At 40.4% G+C, this 17,239-nt stretch carries 24 protein-coding genes; 14 read left to right on the top strand and 10 right to left on the bottom strand.

Annotation, left to right across the window (positions count from 1 at the left end; all coding sequences use genetic code 11):
* Nucleotides 1–23: 23 nt before the first annotated feature.
* A complete protein-coding gene (locus tag ACFSX4_RS07945; RefSeq protein WP_377773302.1) occupies nt 24–1,193 on the bottom strand; it encodes a serine hydrolase domain-containing protein in 1,170 nt (389 codons plus the stop codon).
* Between the two features lie 228 nt (nt 1,194–1,421).
* Nucleotides 1,422–1,754 carry a GIY-YIG nuclease family protein gene (locus ACFSX4_RS07940; RefSeq protein WP_377773300.1) on the bottom strand — a complete coding sequence of 111 codons (333 nt, stop codon included), beginning with the start codon at nt 1,752–1,754 and terminating at the stop codon, nt 1,422–1,424.
* Between the two features lie 215 nt (nt 1,755–1,969).
* Between ACFSX4_RS07940 and ACFSX4_RS07935 the strand changes: the two genes are divergently transcribed.
* From ACFSX4_RS07935 to ACFSX4_RS07920, 4 genes are all read left to right on the top strand, one after another.
* Nucleotides 1,970–2,851 (top strand): AbaSI family restriction endonuclease, encoded by an 882-nt coding sequence (locus ACFSX4_RS07935; RefSeq protein WP_377773298.1) that lies wholly within the window; start codon nt 1,970–1,972, stop codon nt 2,849–2,851.
* A gap of 21 nt (nt 2,852–2,872) precedes the next feature.
* The gene (locus tag ACFSX4_RS07930; RefSeq protein ID WP_377773296.1) at nt 2,873–3,313 is read left to right on the top strand and encodes an ASCH domain-containing protein; all 441 of its coding nucleotides are present in this window, start codon (nt 2,873–2,875) and stop codon (nt 3,311–3,313) included.
* A gap of 115 nt (nt 3,314–3,428) precedes the next feature.
* Nucleotides 3,429–5,111, top strand: a complete 1,683-nt coding sequence (locus ACFSX4_RS07925; protein WP_377773294.1) for an ASCH domain-containing protein — start codon at nt 3,429–3,431, stop codon at nt 5,109–5,111.
* A 6-nt stretch (nt 5,112–5,117) separates the two neighbouring features.
* Nucleotides 5,118–5,573, top strand: a complete 456-nt coding sequence (locus ACFSX4_RS07920; protein ID WP_377773292.1) for a GNAT family N-acetyltransferase — start codon at nt 5,118–5,120, stop codon at nt 5,571–5,573.
* Between the two features lie 66 nt (nt 5,574–5,639).
* Here the strand turns inward: ACFSX4_RS07920 and ACFSX4_RS07915 are convergent, their stop codons facing one another.
* The 4 genes from ACFSX4_RS07915 to ACFSX4_RS07900 form a co-directional block, all read right to left on the bottom strand.
* Nucleotides 5,640–6,017, bottom strand: coding sequence for a hypothetical protein (locus tag ACFSX4_RS07915; protein WP_377773290.1), 378 nt, complete (start codon nt 6,015–6,017; stop codon nt 5,640–5,642).
* 82 nt (nt 6,018–6,099) lie between these two features.
* Nucleotides 6,100–6,993, bottom strand: a complete 894-nt coding sequence (locus tag ACFSX4_RS07910) for a YitT family protein (protein WP_377773288.1) — start codon at nt 6,991–6,993, stop codon at nt 6,100–6,102.
* A 153-nt stretch (nt 6,994–7,146) separates the two neighbouring features.
* Nucleotides 7,147–7,653, bottom strand: coding sequence for a GNAT family N-acetyltransferase (locus ACFSX4_RS07905; RefSeq protein WP_377773286.1), 507 nt, complete (start codon nt 7,651–7,653; stop codon nt 7,147–7,149).
* Between the two features lie 17 nt (nt 7,654–7,670).
* Nucleotides 7,671–8,162 carry a SprT-like domain-containing protein gene (locus ACFSX4_RS07900; RefSeq protein ID WP_377773284.1) on the bottom strand — a complete coding sequence of 164 codons (492 nt, stop codon included), beginning with the start codon at nt 8,160–8,162 and terminating at the stop codon, nt 7,671–7,673.
* Nucleotides 8,163–8,266: 104 nt separating this feature from the next.
* On the opposite strand from ACFSX4_RS07900, the gene ACFSX4_RS07895 reads away from it, so the two are divergent.
* Entirely contained in the window at nt 8,267–8,842 is a 576-nt protein-coding gene (locus tag ACFSX4_RS07895; RefSeq protein WP_377773282.1) for a GNAT family N-acetyltransferase, read from the top strand.
* 36 nt (nt 8,843–8,878) lie between these two features.
* Here the strand turns inward: ACFSX4_RS07895 and ACFSX4_RS07890 are convergent, their stop codons facing one another.
* Nucleotides 8,879–9,652, bottom strand: coding sequence for a SurA N-terminal domain-containing protein (locus tag ACFSX4_RS07890; protein ID WP_377773280.1), 774 nt, complete (start codon nt 9,650–9,652; stop codon nt 8,879–8,881).
* A 202-nt stretch (nt 9,653–9,854) separates the two neighbouring features.
* Here ACFSX4_RS07890 and ACFSX4_RS07885 point away from each other — a divergent pair, with 202 nt between their 5' ends.
* The 6 genes from ACFSX4_RS07885 to ACFSX4_RS07860 all read left to right on the top strand — a co-directional run bounded on the left by ACFSX4_RS07885 (nt 9,855) and on the right by ACFSX4_RS07860 (nt 12,380).
* Complete coding sequence (locus ACFSX4_RS07885; RefSeq protein ID WP_377773278.1) at nt 9,855–10,232, top strand: thiol-disulfide oxidoreductase DCC family protein; 378 nt, start codon at nt 9,855–9,857, stop codon at nt 10,230–10,232.
* A gap of 30 nt (nt 10,233–10,262) precedes the next feature.
* A complete protein-coding gene (locus tag ACFSX4_RS07880) occupies nt 10,263–10,466 on the top strand; it encodes a hypothetical protein (RefSeq protein WP_377773276.1) in 204 nt (67 codons plus the stop codon).
* Nucleotides 10,467–10,516: 50 nt separating this feature from the next.
* Entirely contained in the window at nt 10,517–10,702 is a 186-nt protein-coding gene (locus ACFSX4_RS07875) for a hypothetical protein (protein WP_377773274.1), read from the top strand.
* Between the two features lie 101 nt (nt 10,703–10,803).
* On the top strand, nt 10,804–11,238 hold the full coding sequence (locus tag ACFSX4_RS07870) for a GNAT family N-acetyltransferase (protein WP_377773272.1): 435 nt from the start codon (nt 10,804–10,806) through the stop codon (nt 11,236–11,238).
* Nucleotides 11,239–11,262: 24 nt separating this feature from the next.
* Nucleotides 11,263–11,694, top strand: coding sequence for a VOC family protein (locus ACFSX4_RS07865; RefSeq protein WP_377773270.1), 432 nt, complete (start codon nt 11,263–11,265; stop codon nt 11,692–11,694).
* A gap of 44 nt (nt 11,695–11,738) precedes the next feature.
* Nucleotides 11,739–12,380: a hypothetical protein gene (locus tag ACFSX4_RS07860; RefSeq protein WP_377773268.1), complete on the top strand. Its 642-nt coding sequence runs from the start codon at nt 11,739–11,741 to the stop codon at nt 12,378–12,380.
* A 42-nt stretch (nt 12,381–12,422) separates the two neighbouring features.
* Here ACFSX4_RS07860 and arsB read toward each other — a convergent pair whose 3' ends face one another.
* From arsB to ACFSX4_RS07845, 3 genes are all read right to left on the bottom strand, one after another.
* Nucleotides 12,423–13,712, bottom strand: a complete 1,290-nt coding sequence (gene arsB, locus ACFSX4_RS07855) for an arsenite efflux transporter membrane subunit ArsB (RefSeq protein WP_377773266.1) — start codon at nt 13,710–13,712, stop codon at nt 12,423–12,425.
* Nucleotides 13,709–14,026, bottom strand: coding sequence for an ArsR/SmtB family transcription factor (locus ACFSX4_RS07850; RefSeq protein ID WP_377773264.1), 318 nt, complete (start codon nt 14,024–14,026; stop codon nt 13,709–13,711). The genes arsB and ACFSX4_RS07850 overlap by 4 nt, the downstream gene beginning before the upstream one ends.
* A 101-nt stretch (nt 14,027–14,127) precedes the next feature.
* The gene (locus tag ACFSX4_RS07845) at nt 14,128–14,640 is read right to left on the bottom strand and encodes a pyridoxamine 5'-phosphate oxidase family protein (protein ID WP_377773262.1); all 513 of its coding nucleotides are present in this window, start codon (nt 14,638–14,640) and stop codon (nt 14,128–14,130) included.
* Nucleotides 14,641–14,726: 86 nt separating this feature from the next.
* Here ACFSX4_RS07845 and ACFSX4_RS07840 point away from each other — a divergent pair, with 86 nt between their 5' ends.
* The 3 genes from ACFSX4_RS07840 to ACFSX4_RS07830 all read left to right on the top strand — a co-directional run bounded on the left by ACFSX4_RS07840 (nt 14,727) and on the right by ACFSX4_RS07830 (nt 17,202).
* Nucleotides 14,727–15,311, top strand: coding sequence for a sugar O-acetyltransferase (locus tag ACFSX4_RS07840; protein WP_377773260.1), 585 nt, complete (start codon nt 14,727–14,729; stop codon nt 15,309–15,311).
* The gene (locus ACFSX4_RS07835; RefSeq protein WP_377773258.1) at nt 15,304–15,654 is read left to right on the top strand and encodes a DUF2200 domain-containing protein; all 351 of its coding nucleotides are present in this window, start codon (nt 15,304–15,306) and stop codon (nt 15,652–15,654) included. Before ACFSX4_RS07840 ends, ACFSX4_RS07835 begins: the two co-directional genes overlap by 8 nt.
* Before the next feature lie 582 nt (nt 15,655–16,236).
* Nucleotides 16,237–17,202, top strand: a complete 966-nt coding sequence (locus tag ACFSX4_RS07830; protein ID WP_377773256.1) for a tRNA dihydrouridine synthase — start codon at nt 16,237–16,239, stop codon at nt 17,200–17,202.
* The last annotated feature ends 37 nt before the right edge of the window (nt 17,203–17,239 follow it).

Here is a 17,239-nt window from a genome sequence, read left to right as displayed (position 1 = left end):
GCAGGCACTCCTGCTGCTTTTTACTATGGATTAAAAGATACTGCCGCTCCCTGAACGAAAGCAGGTACGGGCTGATAAAACTGAGAAATATCTGCAGGTGTGAAATCTTCAAAATCATCCGGTCTTGTATAGTCGCCGAAAACAGTCTCAGGAAAAAGCAGTGCATAAGTGGTATCCTGTGTCTCATTTGTCATCACTGCATATCCGGTCCCTTCTTCAATATCAAGAAGAAGATTTGAAGAGAATAAATTAGTATTTCCTCTGTGGCCATATACTGTATTGTCCAGCAGTGAGACTTGAAAACCGTGGGCATACCTCGGAATATCTGTATCTTCATAGTGATCGGTAGCTTCAAACATGGAGACCAGTGTATTTACATTATCAAACAGCGGAGTATCTGTATTTGACGGAAATAAAGCCTGTCCGAAAGTAATCAAGTCAGGCAGCGTACTGACAGCAGAGCCTGCAGGATAGAGCGGCATATACCAATGGGTATCATTATTTGAAGAACCAGTATAAAAATTATCCGCCGATGACCGGACACTGTCATTATCGCTCAAATCCGGTGCAAGTGCAGTATTATTCATATCGAGCGGCTCCAGTATATTTTCATGGACATATTCATGAAAAGGCAGGCCGCTGACTTCTTCTACGATTAACCCTGCAAGGGCAGCACCCCAGTTTGAGTACACTGTTACTTCACCCGGTTCATGGTACTGAAACGGCTGATTGTCCTGAACAGCATCTTCAAGCGAATAATCATCCGGCAGTTCTTCAACGAATAAGTTGGGGATGTATTCCTGGAAACCTGCCTGATGATTCATTAAATCAATCATAGTCACAGGTGTATCATATTCAAAGTCTCTGAGTAAATCATCGGGAAGATAATTTGTGATATCCTCATCCAAATCAATTTCTTCCTGTTCCACGAGCTGCATGACACTGACCCAGGTCAACAGTTTAGTGATCGATCCCCATTCAAAAACAACATTCTCATCCGTGCCTTCATAATTTTCATAGAGCACCTCGTCCAAAGAAAACACCGCATACATGATATCAGAAGAATAATGATTCTGGTCATCTCTAAAAGTATCAATATCCTCTCTGAGTTCAGAAGCTTCAGCATTAAGAGAGAAGATGTTTATTAATAAAATAAATGGAATGAATAGTACACATAATCTGCACGTCTGCATAATAAACAGTTCCTCTCGAGAGTATTATGATTGTATGTTATTTACAAATCACACGAATTGGTTATTAATATTTATCATAAGGCTCCTCATCTGTTAATTCAAATGATTCGTTTAAGAATAGTTTTTCTCAGAGGAATAACGCCATGCGTTACGTTTTAAAAGTCAGTAATATCAATGGTTTTGAGTATTTTATATCGTGTTTGATAACGCTCTGTGATATCCATGGATTTATAGATTAATTTCATTTTCAGAATAAAATAGATGGGAGATACACTGACAGTCCGAGGAACCGAAACCTTTGGCAGGTATTGTACCTGAATGTTCTTCCAATAACTGTTGAAAGAGTGCACATTCTTCTCCTGAAAAAGTATGGACATTTGTGATTTGGAGATAAGGCCGCAGGTAATCGATATGCCAGTGTTTATTTTTATCTATTGTTATGTGACGGTTGATTCTTGCCTGTATATTTCGTTTGGCACTGCCGATATATACATAAAAGCCTTTTTGAAAATCAAAAATACCCAGGCGTCCGATGGCAATATTATAATGATCTTCAGGCATGAATCCAGTGACGGCGTACAGTGTATCGTCAGTGTTTACAAAAGTTTTGATTGGTTTGATTTTGTGTCACCTCGTTGTAGATGATTTATTTTCATTATAACTGTAATTTACGATATCAGTATTCTAAAAACTCGACGGACGTTCTAAACAAAAAAGAGTTTATGGTATCATTGTATTATTATGTATGAATTGGTGCGGCATCGCGGAGGACGAGGATGGATAAACGGGAATATTTAATCAAAACTTTTTCAAGAACGAAGCGGAAAGACTACGAGAACTATATTTTAACAGCAGTCTGGCACAAGCTGGATACTATGAACTTAAAGCCTGTGAGTCAGCAGTATGTAAAGCGTCCCGAGGGTAAGTATGCATTAATGGATTTATATTTTCCAGATATCCATATTGGTATAGAAGTGGATGAAGCGTACCATAAAAATAATCAGGAAAGCGACTTGCTGCGGATGGATGACATTATATCCGCTGTCAGTGAAACAGATGCAGATGATTTTTTAATCTTACGTATTGACGCATCAAAGCCCATTGACGTGATACATCACCGCATTGATGAAGTCGTTCAAATGATTGAAAATCGTATGAGGAAGGTTGATTTGAAATGGCTGACATATGATGAAGAGTTGAAAGCATTAAAGAAAAAAGACAGCTTATCGGTGTATGATGTCACCACATTTAGTTTAATTAAAGACATTGCGAACACCATATTCGGCAGAAATATGAAAGGATGTCAGATCAGCTGTTTCAAAATAAGAGAACACACATGGCTTTGGTGTCCTCAGCTTTCTATTATGAAAAACGGGGAAAAGACATCCGCAGCCGGCGGATGGATTAATTCTCTGGCAGAAGACTGGTCGTATATTGATGAAACGCATATAGACCCTGAAAAAATGGAGAGACGGAAAGAAAAAGCAGTGACAGAAGCGGAAAACAAATATCAGAGAGCTGTTTTTGCGAAATTCCGAAATCATCTTGGCATGAATAGGTACCGGTTTGTCGGTGTGTTTCAAATCACGGGTGTGTCTCCGGATCATCCTGACTATGTCAGATATATACGTGTCAGTGAGAATATCAAAATTACTTAGTATAATAAAGGAGTACCGGACATGACATTGATTGAACAGTTTTGGAACGAATTTAAAGCGGCTGAAGGGTTAAAAGATACTAAATATAAAGAAGCCTTTCAGTTCGGTACAGAAGCAGACCGGCTCAGTGGACTGGTTGTTGAAGGTGAGAAGACTGCAACATGTTCCGCATATGAACTTTATGAGATTGACAATGAGGCTGTCCCTGAAAAAGGGGACTACAGTATTGTTTTGGATTCAACGGACGAACCGGTTGCTGTAATTCAGACAGAATCAATTGAAATCATCCGGATGAATGAAGTGTCGGAAGATTTTGCGCTCAGTGAGGGTGAAGGAGATTACGAACACTGGTGGAATGCACATGTGACATTTTTTACAGAAGAACTAAAGACATATGACAGAACATTTTCTCCGGATATGTTTTTAGTATGTGAGCGGTTTAAAAAGGTGTATCCGAAATAAAGCAGTCAGTGTGATTTTATTTTTGGTTAAATCATGATACGCCTTTATAATAAAAGGGTATATGTAGGATTAAATATAAAGTTGGCTTCAACTTATGATTTGGAGATGGGCGGATATGAAGGATAAACTCGGTTTGAACAATAAAAATCTGATCATTACAAATGTATTGTTACTATTAATTGTTGGTTTATGGATTGTTTATTTTGTAACGGGATTTCAATCTGCAGGCTTTCTTTATGCAACGTTTTCTCTGGCGTGGTATACGCTTGAAAATACGATGGTTAAAGACACTGTGAAAAATACGGCTCTTTTTAAGAGGTATACATATCTGCGGCTGGTCTATATTCACGGCCCCGTAATTCTGGCATTCGGTACTTTATTATATATCACAGCGGCATTTGAACCTGTGGGTGTTAAACTCATTTTTGCAGTGCTGCTCATTATTATTTTTGCGGTACTTAAATATTTCATGGATGATTTTCAGGAAACGGTGCAGCTGGATACCGATTCGCTGCCGGGTCAGGCTGAAACAGTGGTTGATAAACAAGCTGAGTCTCTTCATGTTAAAGGTGTTACAGAAGAAAAAGAGCCGGTATATTCGAGGTTGGAGTACGGTTATCCGGATGAAAGAACGATGGTGGACCCGGATGCGGTTACTGTTTCAAAAGAGGCGGATGTCAAGGATGAACGGCCGGGTGAGTATGATTATCCGGAAGAAGATTACAGTGGGATAGAAATTGAAAACTACAGTGATTACAAAGATTTAGAAAACCCCGGAGAGCGGAATGATGAAGCACATATTGATGAAACCTTTAGTTACCCGGAAGAAGAGAATGAAAATATAAGTGAACTAAATCTTCCGGACGATACAGATGAAAGCAGCCGGGAACGGGAGAAGCCAGTCGATGAACTACTGCCTGAAACGCCGGAAGTAAATCAGGAAAATGAAGACAGCATCCATGATGAGACCGGCGGGCTGAAAACAGATGATGAGGATCTATTTGAAGAAACATACGGCGGCGGCATTGAGGAAGTTGCAGATCATCTGGTAGAAATAGAAAATGAAAAATCTCTTGAAACATATGAAGATGAGACGGATGAAGACGATCATCAAAATGAAATTGTCGAAAATCTGGAAAAGCAGGATGAGGCGACGGACAGAGAATACGAAGAAGGAATTTCCCCGGCTGATAGGGAAGAAAGTATTAAAAGTGAGGAAGCTGAATCATTAGAGGATGATACAATATCAGACGCTGAAAGTGTTGAAGCTGTCAGTGATATAGAAATTGAAACGTATGTTGAAGAAGAAATTACAGGGATTGAAGATGCAGTGTTTGAAGGTGCGAGCAGTAAAGTCAGCAGATATCATAGGGATACAGAGCAGCTTTGGAATGCATTTCAAACAGAGACATCAATGAAGAACAGGCGTTATGAGCGGACACTTCAATTTGCGGACGATGAATTTGATGCAGAAACATCATTTGACAGCAGCAGATTAACGGTGTCAGGATATTTATTTTATGAATTTGATAAAGAAACGCTGCCTGAGGAATACGGCTACAGTATTGTAGTGAATCAAAATCATGTGCCGGTGTCTGTCGTACAGACAGAGAATATATCAATGGTGCCGATGAACGAAGCAAAAGAGCTGCCGTTTTCTGAAAGCGGACAAAACCGTGAAGACTGGGAAAGGGCACATGAAAAACTTCAGCATCATTTGAAAGAAAAATACGGCGGAGACATGCCGTCGGATATTATGATTATATGTGAGGAATTTAAGAAGGTGTATCCTGAGTAAGAAGGGATGATTGAATTGATTAGATTATCGGAAAGAGAAGAGCTTCCGTTAAAGCTGTTACTTCTTGCGGACCCGTCTGAAAAGCTGGTTCTCGAATATACTCAGAGAGGACAATGTTTTATTCTTGAAAAATCCGGCAGGATTATCGGCGTATATGTTTTGATTCCAACGCGTCCGGAAACAGCAGAAATAGTAAATGTTGCTGTGGATGAGGCGTTTCAGGGTAAAGGATACGGCAAAGCGCTGGTTCTCCACGCGGTCGAGACTGCGAGAAACGCGGGTTTTAGAACGATAGAAATCGGAACAGGAAATTCCGGGGTATCCCAAATGGCGTTATATCAAAAATGTGGTTTTAGAATGACATCTATCGACCGGAACTTCTTTTTGAGACATTATGATGAACCGATTTTTGAAAATGGTATCAGAGTCATTGATATGGTCAGAATGTCGATGGATTTGTGAGAAAAGAACAGAGATTAAATAGAAGGCTCCGCTTAAGTGTGTACTTAAGCGGAGCCTGTTTCTACATTAGTACCGCATATCCAAAGGAGTAGATTCACCATTTAATATAATGTCGAGTGTATCTGTTTCAGGGCCGGGATTGTAGTCAAATACACGTATCTTTAAATCCTCACCCGTGTCCGGTTCATTGATAATAATTTGAAAAATTGATTCGTCTATCTGCATATCAAACGCACTGTCTGCATAAGTTTCAATAAAGAAGTAGGAATGATTATTGTCCCTGTCGATTACTCCCGACTTCCCGTCATCCAGAGTTTCCAAGATAGAATCCTTATCATCATTATTGAGAGAATTAAAGGCGACCTCATTCAAAGACGGTTCATCATTACAGCCGGCAATCACGGTAAAAACAAAGCAAAACATCAGTGTCAATACTTTTTTCACATGAATCAATCCTCCTGTTCAAACTTTAATAATATAATTATATCCGATAATGGAAATAAGTAACAGAAGAAAATGAAAGGGCTTACTGATTTGCTTCATTCTGATAATACTCACGTTCTTTTTTCTTACTTTTAAAGGTCTGCTGCGTCGGGTGGGATGCAGTCATAAATGACCCCCCGGAGACGTCTTTGACTGTATGAGAGACGATAAATGCATCATCGTCCACTTGTCTGACCAGTTTTTTCAGGTAAAAAAGCTGTTGTTTTGGTACAGCTACATAAAGCAGACTTTCGTAGTCACCATTGGGTCCGCCGCGTCCTTCAAGGATGGTGGTGTGCGCACTGAGACGTTCTGTTAAAATTTGTTCGACTTTAGTGGTTTCGTCTGTAAAGATATGAATGATTTTCTTTGATTCGAAACCTTCAAGTATATAATCCGTCACTTTTTTACCAATAAATAATGCGACAATAGTATACATCGTATTTACAGGTCCGATAATAAATATACCGGTCACGACTATGAGTGTATCAATTGCGAAATTGGTGCCTGTCAATTCCCAGCCGAAGCGGTTGTTCAGCATTTTCGCAATCGTTGAACTGCCGCCGAGTGTACTGCCGGAACGGAATATGAATCCAAAGCCTGCCCCTGTAAAAAGGCCGGCATATATAGCAGCAAGAAGCGGATCGCCTGTACGGGTGCCGTAATCTTCCAATAGGTAGATAAATAATGAGAATAAAGGGATTGCAAGCACAGATTTAATAATCATCAATTTTGGGAGATGTCTGTATCCTACAATAAAAATGACTGTGTTTAGTAAGAAAGTCATAAGTGCGGGAGAAAGCCCGAAGCCGTAGTAAAGCAGCAGTGATGCACCGGGGATGCCGCCTTCTGCAAGGGCATTCGGCATCGCGAATAAGGTCACGGAAACAGCGAAGAGAAATGTACCTAAAATCATAAAAATATAGTCTTTAACCATCCGATTCCTCCAATATATCAATTTTGAGTCTGTTTGGAAGTTTAACAGATTTTGAGTGTGAAAGCTATGTTAACCGGAAAGATAATAAAAAATCCCCTCTGTTCAAAGAGGGGACGGGCATTCAGTATCCAATGTTTCTGATATCTATTTGAGTCAAGGGGTCAGTTCCAGATACATCAAATCCTCATCGTAATATCTGTCACCGTCATATAATGCTTTCGGCTCAGTGCCGTATACTTTAAAGCCGAAAGAGTGATAGAAGTTTTTGGCGCGCTGGTTATCGGAGACAACAGAAAGATAAACCATTTCCACGCCGTCAATTTTCTGTGTTTCATCCAGTAGAAAATCTACAACATCACGGGATATGCCTGTTCCACGGTGTTCTTCGTCACAGTACATGCCGACAATCATGCTTTTATGACGGTCTTTTGTCCCGTCCATACGAATGAATGTTGCTGCACAGATCAGCGTATCCTCATTAAAAGCACCGACGACAAAATTATTGTCTGCGGGACGCAGCCGTTTTTTAAATTTGTCCAACGAAAATTCACTTTCCCGCTCGTAAGTTGAACCGAAAGCGGAAGGCTCTGTTTTCAATGCTTTTAACCGCAGTGACCGGTATTCAATCGCATCATGTTCATTTAAGATTCTTATGTCCATAGCTGATCGGCTCCTTATCAATGATATTCCGGATGTGGACTGCTGTGAATCGTTCCTTTATATACAAAACGTTTTTGACAGTACCGGCATCTGTAGCGCTTCTCGTAGCCTTTCATATTTTTTGTGAACTGATAATTACATCTTGAGCACGCATATAAATGTGTAATCCCTTTGTACTGATACGTTTTTGTTTCTGAAATACCAAGGGACTTTAGTGTGCTGATAAACTCTTTATCACTGTCACGGAAAGGTCTGCCGAGAGAGAATAGTGCATAGTGTACACACTCATGATACAGCACGTCAAGTATTGTATCTGTATGATTGTTGTGAATAAAGTTCGCAGACATCACAATTTCAGAAGAAACCATCTTCCTGCCTTGATACTGGATTTTAAATGCACCGAGCTTCGAAGTCATTCTGCCGGATATTCTAATCGGGATACTGAGCGGGATATTGAAATGACGTTTTAAAAATTGATCTGCATAATATTCCAAGTCGACTGTCTTCATTCATCTTCACCTGATTCAGTTTTTTATATCTGTCTATGGTAACATTCATATTAACAGAGTTAAATATCGTCATTGATATTATTTATGGAATGAGGGATAAGAATATGTTCATCCGTACATACGAGGACAGTGATGAAGAAAGCTGGGTCAGGTGCCGCGTGCTGTCTTTTTTGAATACCGCATATTATGATAATGTACTTCAGAAAAAGGAAATGTATAATCATCCGGCAATCGAACTGGTGGCCGTGATTGACGGACAGGTCGTTGGTTTAATTGATATTGAATATGAAAATGAGCCGGGCACAGTATGTACAGCACACGATGAGCGGGGCGGCATGATCTGGCATATTGCAGTCCACCCGGATTATCAGCGGAACGGAATCGGTGAGAGACTTTTAGAAGCAGCGGTAAAAAAAGCCCGGGATAATTATCTATCGTATTTGGAGGCCTGGACGCGGGATGACGCGTGGGTGCAGAATTGGTACAGGAAGATGGAGTTTCAAGAAATGTCATCGTATTATCATTTATATTTTGAAGGAAAAGAAACAGAGCATCTGCGGCATAATAATCCCGCTGTTAATCCGGTCTCGGTGTTTGCACATTATACAGGAGATGACATCGAATCATTTAAAACTCTTCAGAGAAAACACAAATGTGTGTGCTATGTAAGGAATATATGAAGAAGCCCGCACAGCAGAAGCTGCGCGGGTATATTTTTACAGATGGATTGTAGTATCTGCATCTTCTTTTAATTGTTCAATCAGAGCCTGTGTTGCTTCGCCCTGCTTCTGCATTACAAACTGCTGCTCAAGCTGAGGTTTAAGTTCTTCGAAAGAAGGCGGCTCTTCTTCACCTTCTGTTTGTCCCTGCTGTTCCTGCATTTGGTCGTACATTTCCTGAAGTTCTTCATCAGTCGGCTCAATTTCGCCGGATTCATCTTCAATCAGCTGGTCGACTTTAATCTGAGTTTCAAGCAGATTCATCACTTCGTCTTCAGGGAGGCCCTGCTCATCTAATGCTGCAAAGAGTTCGTCACGGTTTTCCATGCCGTTTTGTTCAAGCATCTGATCAACCATTTCATTGACTTCATCTTCACCTGCTGTAAAGTCACGGTTCTCTGCTTCCTGTGCAAGCAGTTCCTGATTCACAAGCATATCAGCTACCTGCTGTTTCAGTTCATCCTGATTGATTTCTTCACCGCCGCCCATCATCTGCTGCTGCATTGCAGTCTGCTGGAACTGGCTTTCATAAGTCTGTGTGAAATCTTCCTGTGTAATCTCTTCACCGTTTACTTCTGCAACGACTTCAGGGATGCCTTCCAAGTCAGGTTCAGGCATTTCCATTGCTTCCTCGCCGTTTTCAGCAGCTGCGTCTTCTTCCTGCGGCGCTTCTGCATTCTGAGTATCTTCTTCTGATTCTGAGTCATTGTTACATGCACCAAGTACAAATATTAATGTCATTATTGATAATGTAGATAACCATTTTTTCATAATTTTAAAGCACTCCTTACTAATGGACTATGACGGATAGTCTACCATAATTATTTAATATGTCCATTTATCATGTGCTGACAATAAAAATAAATTTTAAAAATTTGACTGTTCAGTGGCAGAATTGTGAAGAATATTATATGTTTTTTGTTAATTTGAAACGGGAAAAGTAATTATGAGGCATTATTAAAGGGTGTTGAATATGAAAGTATTAATCTATGACGGTGAGTGTAACATGTGCAGCGTGTTTGTCCGCTTTGTTGTCAGGATGAATAAAAACCCTGACTTATTTATCACGGATTTTAACAGTGACTGGACAGCGCGTAATGTGAGAATCAGGCGGGACACCGACAGCGTGATATTTATATCGGGGCTTCATCAACAGCTGTACTCTGATGCGGTGATTGATTTATTGTCAGAAATACACTGGTTATTTAAACCTGCCCGTATCCTGAAATTTATCCCGAAAGTGCTAAGAGATAAAATATATCAAGTGACAGCTGAAAACCGGCACAGGTTTTTCAAAACAGCGTCCTGTCCGCTGCCGTCAGAAAAATTTAAACACATGTATTTAAAATGATATGCATTGAGTATTACAGGAGGGATGATAATGTCAAACGAGAATAAGAAAGCATGGATAAATTTAATTATCCCTCTAATATTTATACTGACAATTTTTTACGCACCGAGACCGGATGTGCTGGATAATTTTTTCGGGTTAATCATGTTATTTGTAATAGTTATGGTGCTGCAGACTTATCTCAACAAATTTCTGGAGAAAAAATTTCCTAAGAAGGAAGACTTGAAGGATTAGTGTTGGAGAAGGGTGCTTTAAAGAAAAATTATATATTCGGAGGGGTATGTTTGTTATTTAATTATATTTTAATTGGACTGATATTTTTTAATACCATACGTTACGGCTGGTATTTATTCAGTGGTGACGTCAGTGTCTATTATTTAGTGATGTTTATCATCAATTTGCTTTTGATTATTGCATTTATAGTGTTCAGGAATCAGTTATTTAAAAAGAAAGATACTGTAGAAGAATAAAAGTTCTGCTCCCGGCAGAGCTTTTTTATTGATATAAGCATTTTAGTAATACAGGAGAGTATTATATACTGGTATAAATGAACATCACAGGAGGAATACATATGGAGTATATTGCGAAATCACTGGATGAATTATCACAGAAAGAACTGTTTGATATATTCAAAGAACGGGTCAGAGTATTTGTAGTAGAGCAGGACTGTCCATATCAGGAAGTGGACGATACCGATGAAACGGCAGTACATATTATTTTAAAAGACAAAGATAAAGTCGCAGCCTATGCGAGAATTATGGAAGGCGGGGATTATGCATCTTTCGGCCGGGTACTGACTGTTAAAGAGTACCGGGGCTTGAAACTTGGCAGGGGCATTGTTGAAAAGAGTATTAATGAGATTAAAGAAAGATTTCCCGGGAAATCTATTAAAATCTCTGCGCAGGAATATTTGAAATCATTTTATGAATCTTTCGGCTTTGAAACAGTATCTGAAGTCTATCTGGAGGACGGCATTCCCCATATGGACATGATACTTAAAATATAACTGATGATATCGGAGGAATGTGTAATGAATAAAGTGACATGTATATGTTTAGGTGTGAGAAATATGGAAAAGTCTGTCCGCTTCTACAGAGACTTACTTGGTTTTCAAACAGATGAAACCCGTGACAATCCGGAAGTGATTTTCTTTAACACACCGGGAACGAAATTCGAACTGTACCCGCTTCAACTGCTGGCGGAAGATATCAACCGGCAGCATCCACCCGCTACATCTCCGGGATTCAGCGGCATTACGCTGGCATATAACGTTCAGAACAAAGAGGATGTGGATGCGGTCATCAGCCGTGCCCGAAAATCCGGTGCCGAAATTGTAAAAGAACCGCAGGATGTTTTCTGGGGCGGCTACCATGCATATTTTTCAGATCCTGACGGGTATTACTGGGAAGTAGCGTGGGGACCTGATTTTAATTATGATGAGAATGGCATGCTGGTGTTTTAGTCAGAGTTTAAACAGAAACCTTATTTTAAAAAAGGAGCAGTTTTATGAATTGGATGCTCGATTACCAGTGGGAAATATTTATCGTACTTGAAATTCTGTCGGTGCTGTCTTTAATGGCATTCGGGATATTGCGGTACTGGTTTATGAAACCGCGTGTCAGCGTGTTATTTATTGTACTGTTTCTCCTTCTGCTTATTTTGGAAGTGGCCCTTGCACTTTTTATATTCAGGGAAACAGGAGAAATTTCAACTTTTCAAATAGTGATCACTGTATTTGTATTATATGCAGTGACATTCGGTATTTTTGATTTTCTGAAACTTGACCGCTGGATGAGGCGGAAAATCGGAGGTATGCGGGGTGTTGATTTACTGTCAGATAAAGACCGTGCAGTGATAGAGAAGAATAAAGATCCAAAGTATATTGCAGGAAAATATAGAATGACATCAATCATACATACGATTGTATTTTTGACGGGACAGGGTATTTTGTGGTCAATGGGGACTGACAGTTTCTCTGAAGCGGGGAAGTATTTGACGGATTTTTCGTGGATTGAGGCAGGGGATGCCGAACATTCACCGTATTCCAGTGATGTGACGTTTTCAATCGGAATACTTTGGGCGTTAGTCTTTGCGGTTGATTTTATTTATTCATGGTCATATACCGTATTTCCAAGTAAAAAGAAATAATATGAAGCACTGATTTCGTTAACGAAGTCAGTGCTTTATTGATTAAAATAATAAAAAAGTAATGTACAGTCCGACGAGTGTGACAAACAGAACAGGGATGGTAATAATGATACCGGTTCTAAAGTAAACACCCCACGGAATCCGGACACCTTTTTGAGACAGAACGTGAAGCCATAACAACGTCGCTAAAGATCCGATGGGTGTAATCTTCGGACCTAGATCGGAGCCGATAATATTGGCGTAAATCAATCCGTCTTTTAAGGTGCCGCTGACACCGGACTGGTCAATTGCAATAGCGTCAATAAGTACAGTAGGCATATTATTCATAATGGATGACAGAAATGCTGCGATAAAACCCATACCCATAACGGCTGCGAACATGCCGTATTCACTGACTGTTGAAAGAATGTCTGCAAGGATGAGTGTAATACCTGCATTTTTTAAACCGAAGACGACGAGATACATACCTATGGAAAAGACAACAATATTCCACGGAGCATCCTTGATGACTGTTGTTGTGTTCACAGCTCTCGACTGCCCGGCTAAAATAAGAAAAATAACAGCAGCGGTACCGGCAATGATGGAAACAGGAATCTGGATGAATTCACTTACGAGATAACCGGCGAAGAGAACAGATAAAATGACCCAGGAATACTTAAACAGACGTTTATCTTTTACTGCTTCTTCAGGCGGACTTAAGTCACCTGGATAGAATGTTTTCGGGATGGATGTTCTGAAATACAGCCACAATACAATAATACTCGCGGTGAGCGAAAACAGGTTCGGAATAATCATTCTAAGGAAATATTCTAAAAACCCGATATTGAAATAATCCGCGGATACAATGTTAACCAGATTGCTGACAATGAGCGGCAGTGATGTCGTATCTGCAATAAAACCGCTCGCAATAATAAACGGGAAGATGATTTTATCTTCAAATTTTAACTGGCGTACCATCGCCAGTACAATAGGTGTCAGTATCAGTGCTGCCCCGTCATTTGCGAAAAATGCCGCAACAACTGCACCAAGTAATGATATGTAGACAAACATTTTAATGCCGCTTCCCTTTGAGGCGAGAACCATATGTCTAGCCGCCCATTCAAAGAAGCCGATCTCATCAAGTATTAAAGAGATGATAATGACAGCAACAAAGGTTAATGTTGCATTCCATACAATACCTGTCACTTCAGTAACATCTGATAATGAAACAACACCTGTCAGTATCGAGACCGCTGCCCCGATCATTGCAGTAATTCCGATATCGAGTCCTTTCGGCTGCCAGATGACAAATGTTAACGTGGCGAGAAAAATAATTACAGCAAGCAGTGTCATGATGAACATTCTCCTTCTGAAATATGATCACAGATACAAGGGGACTGATTATGTGTTAACTGGTTCAAAAGAAGAAATGTGTCATCTAATTTTTGCCGGTTCAATGTGTAGATGGTTTTTGTACCTTCCTTTTTATCTGTCACAATTCCCTCTGCAACAAGCGCCTTCATGTGGTGGCTGAGTGTTGGCTGCGAGAAGGGAAAATGTTCCAAGAGGTCACACGCACACAATTCACCGCATGACAGCAGATCAATAATTTCCAGGCGATTTTTATCGCCGATTGTTTTTAAAGTTTTTGATAAATCTTTATACATACGAATGTCCTCCTTAAGTCCAAAATATAGAATATCATCTATATAGAAAATTATCTATATTATAAAGATAAAAAATTCCGGTAATGTTTACCGGAATGTAATTACAATGTGTGCTGTAGCCATCTGTTGTCTTCTAATACATATTCAAACCGTTTATAGCCTGCTGTGACTGCCTGGTAGAATTCAAAACGATAGGGAATGATATGATAAACGTTTAAGTCCCGTTCCGGTGCATCCAGATTATCAGCAACGTGTGAAAAATCGTCTGTTAATACAGCCGTTCCTTGAATACGAACCTGCCTGCCGAGGGGCGGCCAGTAGAAATTGGCAGCGACATTATGATTGCCGTGCAGCTGTCTGACTTTCGACCGTGGTTTTGCCGTTTCGAAATACAGGCTGGAATCATCCACAGCTTTCAGTAAAACAACCCTTGAATCAGGTGTGTGATCCTCCACTGTACTTAACACCATCACTGCAGGTTCATCGCTGCCGGATTCAAATGCGTCACTGAGCCATTTATTAAATAAAGTAAATGGACTGTCCGGTGTACTTTCAAGTTCGGGAAAGGTCCCGTCCAGTATTTTGGATGTCTTTAAATAATCATTAATATTCATGTGCAGCCTCCTGGGATATAATATACTTAGTATATTCCGATGCAGAGAGATTAATCAAACAGAGTAATGATTTAGAGGTGATGTGAATGGAAAAAACTGAAAAAGAAAAGATGCTGTCAGGAGAAATGTATGATCCTGAAGACCTGGAACTGATAGAGGACCGGGTCATAACAAAATCTCTGGTGAGAGCATTCAATGAATCATTGGACGGTGAGAAAGAGAAGCGTATCAATATATTGAAGCAGCTGCTTGGCAGTACCGGCGGGAAAATTCATATGGAGCCGAATATCCGCTTTGACTATGGTTTTAATACATTTGTCGGAGAAAATTTCTTTGCCAACTATGACTGCACTTTCCTTGATGTATGCGAAATACGTATCGGTAAGAACTGTATGCTCGGACCGGGTGTTCAAATTTATACAGCGACACACCCTCTTGACCCCGATGAGAGGAATTCCGGTCTTGAGAAAGGTCGTCCCGTGATGATTGGTGATAATGTCTGGATGGGCGGCGGTGTGATTGTGAATCCCGGCGTGACTATAGGAGATAATGTTGTGGTCGGTGCGGGAGCCGTTGTGACTAAAGATGTACCGGACAATGTGTTTGTCGGCGGCAATCCGGCGAGGTTGATTAAGCAGATAGATATTAAGGAGAATGATACTAATGGCTGAACATAAAATTTATTCAATGAGCGTGAATAGTGTATATCCCCATTATATTAATAAGGCAGAGCGGAAGGGACGTACAAAAGAGGAAGTAGATGAAATTATCTTCTGGCTGACCGGATATGATGAAGCGGGTCTTAATCATGTGCTTGAATCAGGGACAGATTTTAAAACGTTCTTTAAGGAAGCGCCACGGATGAATGAAAACCGTACGCTGATCAAAGGTGTCATATGCGGTGTCCGTATTGAAGAAATAGAAGAGGAAATTATGCGGGAAATCCGTTACCTGGATAAGATGGTTGATGAACTCGCCAGAGGGAAATCCATGGAGAAAATCCTCAGACATTAGCCGGGTACTTTATTTGATGTCATTCAGGGATAATTTGCTCTGACTTATGGGTGGCTGGGGCTGAACGCTTTCGGCGTGCGACAGATGATCTCTATTTGATGAATCTGTAGCGTTTCGGGTGGTGAAACGGTACAGGTCCCGTGAATTAAGTGAATCTGTGTCGCTGAGCGCTACAGGTGACCTCTGTTTAACGAATCTGTAGCATTTCAGGTGTTGAAACGGTACAGATTGTCTGAAATTGGTGAATCTGTGTCGTTGAGCGCTACAGGTGACCTCTGTTTAACGAATCTGTAGCATTTCAGATAGTGAAACACCACAGGTCGTCTGAATTAAGTGAATCTGTAGCGTTCCAACCAGTAAAACGTCACAGGTGGAATAAAAACTTCGATTCCGGAGTGTTAAGTACAACAGAAATACCAAAGGTCTGCTGCTTCAAACGTACGGTAAAGATACAGAACTGTCAGGGAACTTTATTTTTAGTATAAAGTTTGTTTTGTGTAAGGTTTCAACATGTGGTAATATCATCATGGTGAAAATAATTCATATAATATTGATTTTATAGATAAGAGGATTGAAGGAAAGATGGCAGAAAATTTTTGGCGTGATTTACCACGACCGTTTTTTATATTGGCACCGATGGAAGATGTGACTGATGTTGTGTTCCGTCATGTCGTCAGTGAAGCAGGACGCCCGGATGTGTTCTTTACGGAGTTTACAAACACGGAGAGTTTTTGTCACCCGGAAGGTATACACAGTGTCAGAGGACGATTGACGTTTACGGAAGATGAACAGCCGATGGTTGCCCATATTTGGGGAGACAAACCGGAACATTTCAGAGAAATGAGTATCGGCATGGCTGAAATGGGTTTTAAAGGTATCGATCTCAACATGGGTTGCCCGGTCCCGAATGTGGCATCAAAAGGTAAAGGCAGTGGCTTGATTTTAAGGCCTGAAAGGGCGGCGGAAATTATTCAGGCAGCGAAGGCGGGCGGCCTGCCGGTCAGTGTGAAGACGAGACTTGGATATACTGACATTGATGAATGGAGCGACTGGTTGAGACATGTTTTCAAACAGGATATTGCGAATTTATCCATCCATCTCCGGACAAGAAAAGAAATGAGCAAGGTGGATGCACACTGGGAACTTATTTCAGCGATTAAAGAGATGCGTGATGAAGTGGCACCTGAAACGATGCTGACGATTAACGGTGATATTCCGGATCGGGAAAAAGGTTTGGAACTCGCTGAGAAGTACGGTATTGACGGTGTGATGATCGGCCGTGGTATATTTAAAAATCCATTTGCGTTTGAAAAGGAACCGAAAGAGCACACCAGCGAGGAAAATATAAAGCTGCTTAGACTGCACCTGGATTTATTTGATAAATACACAGAGAATGAATCCCGTGCGTTTAAGCCGCTCAGAAGATTCTTTAAGATTTACGTTAAAGGATTCAGAGGCGCAGGTGAGCTTCGTCATAAAATGATGAGTACAGAAACAACAGATGAAGTCCGGCATTTACTGGATGAATTTAACTTTGAAAATGAATAAAAAATAAGCCTTTCTATATTGAGAGGCTTATTTTTTA

It is taken from the genome of Corticicoccus populi (assembly GCF_042686195.1).
GTDB classification, from domain to species: Bacteria; Bacillota; Bacilli; order Staphylococcales; family Salinicoccaceae; genus Corticicoccus; species Corticicoccus populi.
This window is presented reverse-complemented; position numbering and strand designations above follow the sequence as displayed.

Excerpts from the sequence above, each read along its gene's own strand:
- ACFSX4_RS07945 (WP_377773302.1), bottom strand. The coding sequence starts at position 1,193 with ATGCAGACGTGCAGATTATGTGTACTATTCATTCCATTTATTTTATTA.
- ACFSX4_RS07940 (WP_377773300.1), bottom strand. The coding sequence starts at position 1,754 with ATGCCTGAAGATCATTATAATATTGCCATCGGACGCCTGGGTATTTTT.
- ACFSX4_RS07935 (WP_377773298.1), top strand. The coding sequence starts at position 1,970 with ATGGATAAACGGGAATATTTAATCAAAACTTTTTCAAGAACGAAGCGG.
- ACFSX4_RS07930 (WP_377773296.1), top strand. The coding sequence starts at position 2,873 with ATGACATTGATTGAACAGTTTTGGAACGAATTTAAAGCGGCTGAAGGG.
- ACFSX4_RS07925 (WP_377773294.1), top strand. The coding sequence starts at position 3,429 with ATGAAGGATAAACTCGGTTTGAACAATAAAAATCTGATCATTACAAAT.
- ACFSX4_RS07920 (WP_377773292.1), top strand. The coding sequence starts at position 5,118 with ATGATTGAATTGATTAGATTATCGGAAAGAGAAGAGCTTCCGTTAAAG.
- ACFSX4_RS07910 (WP_377773288.1), bottom strand. The coding sequence starts at position 6,993 with ATGGTTAAAGACTATATTTTTATGATTTTAGGTACATTTCTCTTCGCT.
- ACFSX4_RS07905 (WP_377773286.1), bottom strand. The coding sequence starts at position 7,653 with ATGGACATAAGAATCTTAAATGAACATGATGCGATTGAATACCGGTCA.
- ACFSX4_RS07900 (WP_377773284.1), bottom strand. The coding sequence starts at position 8,162 with ATGAAGACAGTCGACTTGGAATATTATGCAGATCAATTTTTAAAACGT.
- ACFSX4_RS07895 (WP_377773282.1), top strand. The coding sequence starts at position 8,267 with ATGTTCATCCGTACATACGAGGACAGTGATGAAGAAAGCTGGGTCAGG.
- ACFSX4_RS07890 (WP_377773280.1), bottom strand. The coding sequence starts at position 9,652 with ATGAAAAAATGGTTATCTACATTATCAATAATGACATTAATATTTGTA.
- ACFSX4_RS07885 (WP_377773278.1), top strand. The coding sequence starts at position 9,855 with ATGAAAGTATTAATCTATGACGGTGAGTGTAACATGTGCAGCGTGTTT.
- ACFSX4_RS07880 (WP_377773276.1), top strand. The coding sequence starts at position 10,263 with ATGTCAAACGAGAATAAGAAAGCATGGATAAATTTAATTATCCCTCTA.
- ACFSX4_RS07870 (WP_377773272.1), top strand. The coding sequence starts at position 10,804 with ATGGAGTATATTGCGAAATCACTGGATGAATTATCACAGAAAGAACTG.
- ACFSX4_RS07865 (WP_377773270.1), top strand. The coding sequence starts at position 11,263 with ATGAATAAAGTGACATGTATATGTTTAGGTGTGAGAAATATGGAAAAG.
- ACFSX4_RS07860 (WP_377773268.1), top strand. The coding sequence starts at position 11,739 with ATGAATTGGATGCTCGATTACCAGTGGGAAATATTTATCGTACTTGAA.
- arsB (WP_377773266.1), bottom strand. The coding sequence starts at position 13,712 with ATGACACTGCTTGCTGTAATTATTTTTCTCGCCACGTTAACATTTGTC.
- ACFSX4_RS07850 (WP_377773264.1), bottom strand. The coding sequence starts at position 14,026 with ATGTATAAAGATTTATCAAAAACTTTAAAAACAATCGGCGATAAAAAT.
- ACFSX4_RS07845 (WP_377773262.1), bottom strand. The coding sequence starts at position 14,640 with ATGAATATTAATGATTATTTAAAGACATCCAAAATACTGGACGGGACC.
- ACFSX4_RS07840 (WP_377773260.1), top strand. The coding sequence starts at position 14,727 with ATGGAAAAAACTGAAAAAGAAAAGATGCTGTCAGGAGAAATGTATGAT.
- ACFSX4_RS07835 (WP_377773258.1), top strand. The coding sequence starts at position 15,304 with ATGGCTGAACATAAAATTTATTCAATGAGCGTGAATAGTGTATATCCC.
- ACFSX4_RS07830 (WP_377773256.1), top strand. The coding sequence starts at position 16,237 with ATGGCAGAAAATTTTTGGCGTGATTTACCACGACCGTTTTTTATATTG.